The organism is Microcoleus sp. S36b_A4 (assembly GCF_036700645.1).
GTDB lineage: Bacteria > Cyanobacteriota > Cyanobacteriia > Cyanobacteriales > Microcoleaceae > Microcoleus.
The window spans coordinates 22,677-30,245 of record NZ_JAUBPI010000079.1; the positions used below are offsets into that span (position 1 = coordinate 22,677).

The window sequence follows — 7,569 nt, forward strand, 5'->3', positions numbered from 1 at the left end:
CGAATCCGTGGCTAAATCTTTTCCGTCTTTAATCATAGGTCGTTGCAGACGAGAGTATCCCGACAACTGGTAAAATTTCACTGGCTCATCTTTTTGACTCGCCTCAACAAGACTCACGCCACAAATCCTTGACTCGCCATGTATGGGTAAGGCGTGCACCGCGCACCCGAAGCGCGGTAACAGGCTAAATCTAAAATCTAAAATCTAAAATCTAAAATCGAATGACTCGCATTATCTTAGTCCGTCACGGCAAAAGCACCTACAATCAAGAACGCCGCATCCAAGGCCGCCTCGATAAATCAATTTTGACAGAAGCAGGCCGCAACACCGCCCTGCAAGTAGGCGACACACTCAGCAGTATCGCCTTTGATGCCATCTATACCAGTCCCCTGCAACGCGCCAAAGAAACAGCGGAAATCATCCTGTCGCGCTTGACAAATCCGCCACAACTCCAGCCAACTGATAATTTGATGGAAATCGATTTGCCTCTGTGGGAAGGAATGTTGCGTCAAGATGCGATCGACAAATTCCCCGAAGCATATCAGCAGTGGCAAAAACAGCCAGACAAATTTTCCATGAAACTGCCATCTGCTGACGGAGAAATTGAACACTTTCCCGTATTGGCAATTTTTGCTAACGCCCGTCATTTTTGGCAAGAACTTTTATCGCGCCACCGGGACGGCACAATTCTAGTAGTAGGTCATAACGGAATCAACCGCGCTCTCATCGCTACAGCGTCGGAAATTAACCCGAATTACTACCAATCTATTCAGCAGTCAAATTGCGGCATTAGCGTCCTTAATTTTGGATATTCCCCTGTTACCACCGACGAGCCAGGAGAGCCAAAAAAGAAAGTTCCAGTTCAATTAGAATCCCTGAATTTAACTTCCCATACCGGGGAAATTTTTCCCAAACCGAGGGACGGACACCAAGGCCCGCGCTTGTTGCTGGTGCGTCACGGCGAAACCGACTGGAATAAAGCAGGTAAATTTCAAGGGCAAATTGACGTACCTCTCAACGATAACGGCCGCGAACAATCCCGGCGGGCGGCAGAATTTCTCAAGGATGTAAAATTAGATTTTGCGATTAGCAGTTCCATGCTGCGCCCGAAAGAAACTGCGGAAATTATTCTCAAGTATCACGGCGGTTTGCAACTGGAACTGCGCGATGACTTGAGAGAAATCAGCCACGGACTTTGGGAAGGAAAATTTGAATCAGAAATCGAACAATCCTATCCGGGTTTGCTAGCAGAATGGAAAACATCTCCTGAAACAGTGCAAATGCCGGAAGGAGAGAATTTGCAGCAAGTTTGGCAGAGAGCGATCGCAGCTTGGCGCGAAATTGTACAATCTGTTTCTGGTACTGGGATTGTAGTTGCTCACGATGCCATTAACAAAGCAATTCTCTGCCACCTATTCGGTTTGGAACCAGAACATTTCTGGAAATTCAAACAAGGAAACGGAGCCGTTAGCGTGATTGATTATCCCCACGGCCCCGATGGTTTGCCGGTATTACAAGCGATGAATGTCACAACTCATTTGAGCGGCGGCGTTTTTGACAAAACAGCAGCCGGAGCACTCTAATTAGTAAAGTGCTGAGCGCGAACCCGTAGCGGAAGAAACGCCCACCGCTACGGGTTCGCGCCTGAAAAATGTTTGAATTTGGATAACAACCGCGCCCGACGCTTAGGAAGTTCTTAATTCCTGAAACTAATGCCGTGGATTGCTTCTTCCATGTTCCTGACATCCATTACATCCGTTACATCCGTTACATAATCCGTTGCCGAACTTCCTTCTTCCTTCTGTTATATGAGCCGCGAACTGCTACAAAATGTACGAGTGCTAGATCCAGTTTCAGGGAGCGATCGCATCGCTGATATTCTAATTACCGAAGGCCAGATCGAAGCCATTGCAGAAAAAATTGCTGAGTTTCCCGCTGACACCCAAGTGCGGGATTGCCAGGGACTGATTTTGGGGCCGGGGTTAACTGATATCTACAGTCACAGCGGAGAACCGGGCTTTGAGGATCGAGAAACCCTGGAATCTTTGATGCAGGCTGCAGCGGCTGGGGGTTTTACGCGAGTGGCGATTTTGCCGGATACCTCGCCACCTGTTGACAATTTGGCCGGTTTAGCTTTGTTGCAGCAACATATCCGCAATTTGCCGCCCGGGCTGCCCAGCTTGTATTTTTGGGGAGCGCTGACAGCGGGCGTTAAAGGGCAGCAGATGGCAGAGTTGGGCGAGCTGGCTTCCTGTCCAGTGGTGGGTTTTGCAGACGGTTTGCCGCTGTCTAATCCGGCTCTGGTGAGGCGTTTGCTGGAGTATATCAAGCCTTTGGGTAAGTCTGTGGCTTTGTGGCCGTGCGATCGAACTTTGGCAGGAAATGGCGCGGTGAGGGAGGGTGCGGTGTCGGTGCGCTTGGGTTTACCTGGAATTCCGGCGAGTGCGGAAACTTCGGCTTTGGCGGCAATCCTGGAGTTGGTGGCATCTGCGGGCACAGGAGTGCACATCATGCGTGTTTCTACAGCGCGCAGCGTGGAATTGATTCGGGATGCGAAGGCGCGGGGTTTGCCGGTGACTGCGAGTGTGACTTGGATGCACTTGCTGTTGAATGTCGGGGCAATTTCAGGAAATTCTAAAGATGCCGGCGGGAAAAATGCTCTGACTGCTTCGTTGCCCTATGATCCGAATTTACGCCTAGAACCGCCGTTGGGGAATCTCAGCGACCAATTAGCGCTGATTCAAGCTGTGAAAGATGGCGTAATTGATGCGATCGCGATCGACCACAACCCGCATACTTATGAGGAGAAAACTGTGGCTTTTGCTGATAGTCCGCCGGGGGCGATCGGCTTAGAATTAGCTTTGCCTTTACTGTGGCACGGACTGGTAGAAACTGGCGAATTTTCGGCTTTAGAACTGTGGCGAGTGTTGAGTACCAGGCCGGCCGTTTGTCTCGGACAAACCCCCGCCACGGTTGCACCGGGAGTCTCTGCTGAGTTGATTTTGTTCGACCCGCAAATGAGTTGGACTGTTGACGGGCCAAGTCTGAAGTCGCGATCGGCAAATACGCCTTGGTTGGGACAGCAATTAGCGGGAAAAGTTGTACAAACCTGGATTAATTGACAATCAAGCAATTTGGTTAGGGACTCCCGGATTTATCAGTTCTCAAATCTCAAATCTCAAATCTCAAATGGATTGACCGTTGGAATTGGGAATTATTTAACGAACCGCGAAGTCGCGAAGGGCGCGAAGGAAGAGAAAGAAGATCAAGAAGAAGATAGGTAATTTGGTACGTGGAAGCTTTGGATCAAGCCGGGTAAATATATGATTGCTGTTGTTCCTTCGTGGAATTCCCCACCGCTAGACTTGACATTGGATCTGGGAGAAATTCATGTTTGGCGCGTCTCTCTGACTCAAACAGAATCTTGCTTGCAAAGTTTAGAAGAGACTCTCTCTACCGACGAGCGGACAAAAGCCGAGGGTTTTCACTTTCCCAAAGGTCGATCGCAATTTATTGTCAGTCGTGGGGTACTCAGAGCGATTCTGAGTCGCTATCTTAACATAAATCCTCACATTTTGCGCTTTTACTACAATCCCTACGGCAAACCCTCTATCATCGCCGCCCAAGGTGGAAATACCCTGCGTTTCAATTTGTCTCACTCTCGGGGTATTGCTCTAATTGCTATTACCAAAAATCGAGATATTGGTGTGGATATTGAAGGCATAAATACCAACTTTCCTTGCCTAGAAATTGCGGAAAAGTTTTTTTCACCATTAGAACACTCTGTGTTGCGTTCGCTCCCAGAACATCTCCAACCCAGAGCTTTTTTCACCTGCTGGACTCGCAAAGAAGCCTATATCAAAGCAGTCGGTAAAGGACTTTCTATTCCCCTGAATCAGTTTGATGTCACCCTCGCACCAGGAGAACCTGCCGCGCTGTTAAATGTTGAAGACAACCCTGAAGAAGCATCGAGATGGTCTTTAATGGAATTAATTCCGAGTTCAGATATGGTGGCGGCTGTTGCGGTTGCGGGAGATTGCTGGAAACTTCATTGTTGGGAGTGGACGGGGGAGTTTTGATTTATACTGAGATGTTGCACGCTTCGCTTTTTATGAACAGGCTTTCGGGCCTGTTCCACAAGAAAATTCTTTGTGGAGCAGTCATCTTGCCTGTTTTTGACAATGGTGCAATATCTCAGTTGATACCGATCGCGAGCGAGTAAAAGAAAACGGCAACAGTCGCTGGAATAGCTCTACTGCTTGCACCTCCAAGCTATTGTATTGCCCACCCTCCATAGACAAAGAAGGACACAAAAATGTTGTGTCCTTATTTGTCTATCCGACTGTAATTTACCACCCTACAACTGATTTAATAATTTAACCAAATCGATAGCCAAACCCTCGTACCGTAATGATATATTCCGGTTGGGCCGGATCTATTTCCAACTTTTCGCGCAGCCAGCGGATGTGAACATCAACTGTTTTGCTGTCTCCGATAAAATCTTGACCCCAAATTTTTTCCAGCAACTGATCGCGGGACCAAACTCGCCGGGGATAACTCATAAATAGTTCTAGTAAGCGAAACTGTTTAGGAGAAAATTTCACTTCCAGACCACGAACCAACACGCGGCACTCTTCAGGATACAGAGTTATGCTCTTATATTGCAGCATCATCGGTTGTCGCAACTGACCGAGGCGCTGGCGCCGCATCAGCGCCCGACAGCGAGCGATAAACTCCCGCATTCCAAAAGGTTTGGTCAGATAATCATCAGATCCCGCTTCGAGGTAAAAAGCGCAATTGTTGGCACTTCCTCTAGCACCGATAATCAAAATAGGGACGGGATTTCCTTGATGCCGTAACATTCGACACAGATCCAAACCGTTAATTGAATCCATAATTAACAGGTTAAAGGCAAATTCACCGTGGTATGACGAAGCAGCTTGTACAGAAGGCAGAGCGTTGCGCCCGTCGCTAGTAACCACCACCTCATAGCCCTGTTCTTTAAGGGCTAAAGCTAGCATTTCCCGCAACAGATCTTCACCTTCCAATAACAAGATACGGCCGGCTTGTCCAACAGCCAGCCTTGAAGGACTTTCGCTTAATTCAGCAGAAGACATAAATATCAGTGGGAGTTATGTTTGTATGTAGCTAGCGCTCGGTGTCTTCTTCAGTAGCTGAGACACTCTCGCGCGGAGATCGCTTGTACGATCGCCAGAAAGTTCGATCGCTTAGAATCTTTCGCCAGCCCATCCTACAGGCACGCGCTCGACCTTTACTACTTGCTCGTGTAAGGAATACAGCCGTAGAGCAGTTGCCGGAACCGCGCTGTCTGCCTGCGTCCAGGCCTCAGAAGTCTGGTCATTTTTCGGGGTCGGTGTTAATTTCATAAAACATTGCCCGCTGTTAATTGACCACGTAACACCCAATCTAGAGGGATATGCTTGTTATACTACTCTTAAAAGGTTATTAAAAGGTAAAGTTTTGGCCATCAAGTGGTTAAATTATTAACGTTAAGTAATATAACGGTAAAGTTGCGATCGCACTTTAAGAGCTTTTTTTAAGAATACAATAATAAGTTGCTCCAAATTCCTTATTCTTCCCGTGCCGGCTACGATCGACAATAGCAAGTAAAAATTCTGTAGACTGCCTATCATGTTGCTGCATTTGAGTACCTGGCCCGAGGTAGAAGCTTATCTCGAAAGCTCGCGAGGCATAATTATCCCGATCGGCTCCACCGAACAGCACGGGCCCACCGGCTTGATCGGAACTGACGCCATTGCTGCCAAGGCGATCGCCCGCGGTGTCGGTGAAGCTGCCAATGCCTTAATCGGCCCCACAATTAATGTCGGGATGGCCTTGCACCACACCAGCTTTCCCGGCACAATCAGCTTCCGACCGCAGACGCTAATACTGGTAATCAGGGATTATATCACATCTTTGGCAAAAGCGGGATTTGAGAAATATTTCTTCATTAACGGTCATGGTGGCAACATTGCGACAATGAAAGCAGCATTTTCCGAGACATACGCGCATTTATCAGACTTGCATTTACCAAATGCCGATAAAATTCAGTGTCAAATCGGCAACTGGTTCATGTGCGGTTCAGTTTACCAACTAGCAAAAGAATTATACGGAAACCAAGAAGGTTCCCACGCCACCCCCAGCGAAGTCGCCTTAACCCAGTACCTTTATCCAGAAGCAATCAAGCAAGCTCCGCTTTCGGAAGAAGTCGCTTCCGGGCACAAAATTTACGGTGCCGCTGATTTCCGCCGCCGATTTCCCGACGGGAGAATGGGTTCAAATCCGGGCTTAGCAACCCCCGAACACGGTCAACAGTTTTACGAATTAGCAGTCAAAGAATTGACTAATAATTATTTGGAGTTTTTAAGTTCCGATTAACGTTTTTTCTTCTCGTTACCAGGAAGCTCCTGGTAACAAGAAAAAATCTCAAACTATTCTATAGTTTACAGTTATGAGTGAGTCAGCGACATGATATTTCATCTGTCTAAAAAAGGCTATATCTCCCGATTAACCACCGGGAGAATATCAAAACTATTCCACAATCCAAGGAGTTAAACAAGGTGTCCAAGCACTCAATTCTTCTTCCTTGAACCAAAGGCTAATTTCCGCACGGGCAGTCTCGACAGCATCAGAACCGTGAATGAGATTACGGCCGACATTGACGGCAAAATCGCCCCGAATTGTCGCAGGTTCTGCATTCAGAGGATTTGTGGCGCCAATGATTTTTCTCGCCGAGGCCACAACGCCGTCGCCTTCCCAAACCATCGCCACTACAGGGCCTGAAGTGATAAAGTTTACCAATCCAGCAAAGAATGGTTTTTCTTTGTGAACATCATAATGTTGTTCCGCTAGTTCGCGACTCGCAGTCATCAGCTTCATACCAACTAGCTTAAAGCCCTTGGCTTCAAAACGACCGATAATTTCGCCGACGAGTCCGCGTTGTACGCCGTCGGGCTTAATCGCTAAAAAAGTCCGTTCCAAGATTAACTCCTATAATTGTGTTAACTGATCCAAAAGATAGAGTAACTCAGAACGCACCTAAAGGCAATTCTGAGAAGGGGAAATTGTCATTTGGAGACTTATGACAGCAGGAAGAAGGAAGAAGGAATAAGAAGAGGGAAGAGAAAAGAGGGAAGAAGCAATAAAACCAAGGCTTAAAGAAACCGGGTTTCTCAGAAAAATTTTTGTTGAGCAGCGATGAATCTGCAAAGAAACCTGGTTTCGAGACTCCTATGCGTCTAGGACTGATTTGCATGGATCACCGCGATTTTGTAAAAAGCATTTTTTAGCACTGCGAGCAGAATGAACACTCGCCTATTAAGTTAATCAGCTTTAAATTATCGGTCACTAAATAATCAAACTCTTGTGGGGTGGTTTTGAGCAACGATAGAAATATGCAATTTAAATGTAGAACATTTTATCTCTAGGGAACAAGATGCTCGAACTTCGGGCACAATATGATACAAGTCAATCGATTTTAGATTTTAGATTTTAGATTTTAGATTTTAGATTTTAGATTTTAGATTTTAGATTTTAGATTTTAGATTT

7 protein-coding genes are annotated in these 7,569 nt (G+C 46.9%); 4 read left to right on the forward strand and 3 right to left on the reverse strand.

Features of this window, described 5'->3' with window-relative positions; translation table 11 throughout:
- Positions 1-221: 221 nt before the first annotated feature.
- The 3 genes from QUA03_RS21610 (at position 222) to QUA03_RS21620 (ending at position 4,079) form a co-directional block, all read left to right on the forward strand.
- On the forward strand, positions 222-1,583 hold the full coding sequence (locus tag QUA03_RS21610) for a histidine phosphatase family protein (protein WP_333214823.1): 1,362 nt from the start codon (positions 222-224) through the stop codon (positions 1,581-1,583).
- A 225-nt stretch (positions 1,584-1,808) separates the two neighbouring features.
- Entirely contained in the window at positions 1,809-3,122 is a 1,314-nt protein-coding gene (locus tag QUA03_RS21615; RefSeq protein WP_333214824.1) for a dihydroorotase, read from the forward strand.
- Positions 3,123-3,323: 201 nt separating this feature from the next.
- Positions 3,324-4,079 (forward strand): 4'-phosphopantetheinyl transferase superfamily protein, encoded by a 756-nt coding sequence (locus QUA03_RS21620; RefSeq protein WP_333214826.1) that lies wholly within the window; start codon positions 3,324-3,326, stop codon positions 4,077-4,079.
- Between the two features lie 297 nt (positions 4,080-4,376).
- On the opposite strand, the gene QUA03_RS21625 is transcribed toward QUA03_RS21620, so the two are convergent.
- Both QUA03_RS21625 and QUA03_RS21630 read right to left on the reverse strand, forming a co-directional pair.
- The gene (locus QUA03_RS21625) at positions 4,377-5,117 is read right to left on the reverse strand and encodes a response regulator transcription factor (protein WP_333214828.1); all 741 of its coding nucleotides are present in this window, start codon (positions 5,115-5,117) and stop codon (positions 4,377-4,379) included.
- Positions 5,118-5,228: 111 nt separating this feature from the next.
- Positions 5,229-5,387 (reverse strand): hypothetical protein, encoded by a 159-nt coding sequence (locus tag QUA03_RS21630; RefSeq protein ID WP_333214829.1) that lies wholly within the window; start codon positions 5,385-5,387, stop codon positions 5,229-5,231.
- A 265-nt stretch (positions 5,388-5,652) separates the two neighbouring features.
- Here QUA03_RS21630 and QUA03_RS21635 point away from each other — a divergent pair, with 265 nt between their 5' ends.
- Positions 5,653-6,399 carry a creatininase family protein gene (locus QUA03_RS21635; protein ID WP_333214832.1) on the forward strand — a complete coding sequence of 249 codons (747 nt, stop codon included), beginning with the start codon at positions 5,653-5,655 and terminating at the stop codon, positions 6,397-6,399.
- A 153-nt stretch (positions 6,400-6,552) separates the two neighbouring features.
- Here the strand turns inward: QUA03_RS21635 and ndk are convergent, their stop codons facing one another.
- Positions 6,553-7,002, reverse strand: a complete 450-nt coding sequence (gene ndk, locus QUA03_RS21640; protein WP_333035325.1) for a nucleoside-diphosphate kinase — start codon at positions 7,000-7,002, stop codon at positions 6,553-6,555.
- Positions 7,003-7,569 lie beyond the last annotated feature (567 nt).

What these genes read in the sequence shown, in the direction of transcription:
- QUA03_RS21610 (WP_333214823.1), top strand. Translation starts at nt 222, where the DNA reads ATGACTCGCATTATCTTAGTCCGTCACGGCAAAAGCACCTACAATCAA.
- QUA03_RS21615 (WP_333214824.1), top strand. Translation starts at nt 1,809, where the DNA reads ATGAGCCGCGAACTGCTACAAAATGTACGAGTGCTAGATCCAGTTTCA.
- QUA03_RS21620 (WP_333214826.1), top strand. Translation starts at nt 3,324, where the DNA reads ATGATTGCTGTTGTTCCTTCGTGGAATTCCCCACCGCTAGACTTGACA.
- QUA03_RS21625 (WP_333214828.1), bottom strand. Translation starts at nt 5,117, where the DNA reads ATGTCTTCTGCTGAATTAAGCGAAAGTCCTTCAAGGCTGGCTGTTGGA.
- QUA03_RS21630 (WP_333214829.1), bottom strand. Translation starts at nt 5,387, where the DNA reads ATGAAATTAACACCGACCCCGAAAAATGACCAGACTTCTGAGGCCTGG.
- QUA03_RS21635 (WP_333214832.1), top strand. Translation starts at nt 5,653, where the DNA reads ATGTTGCTGCATTTGAGTACCTGGCCCGAGGTAGAAGCTTATCTCGAA.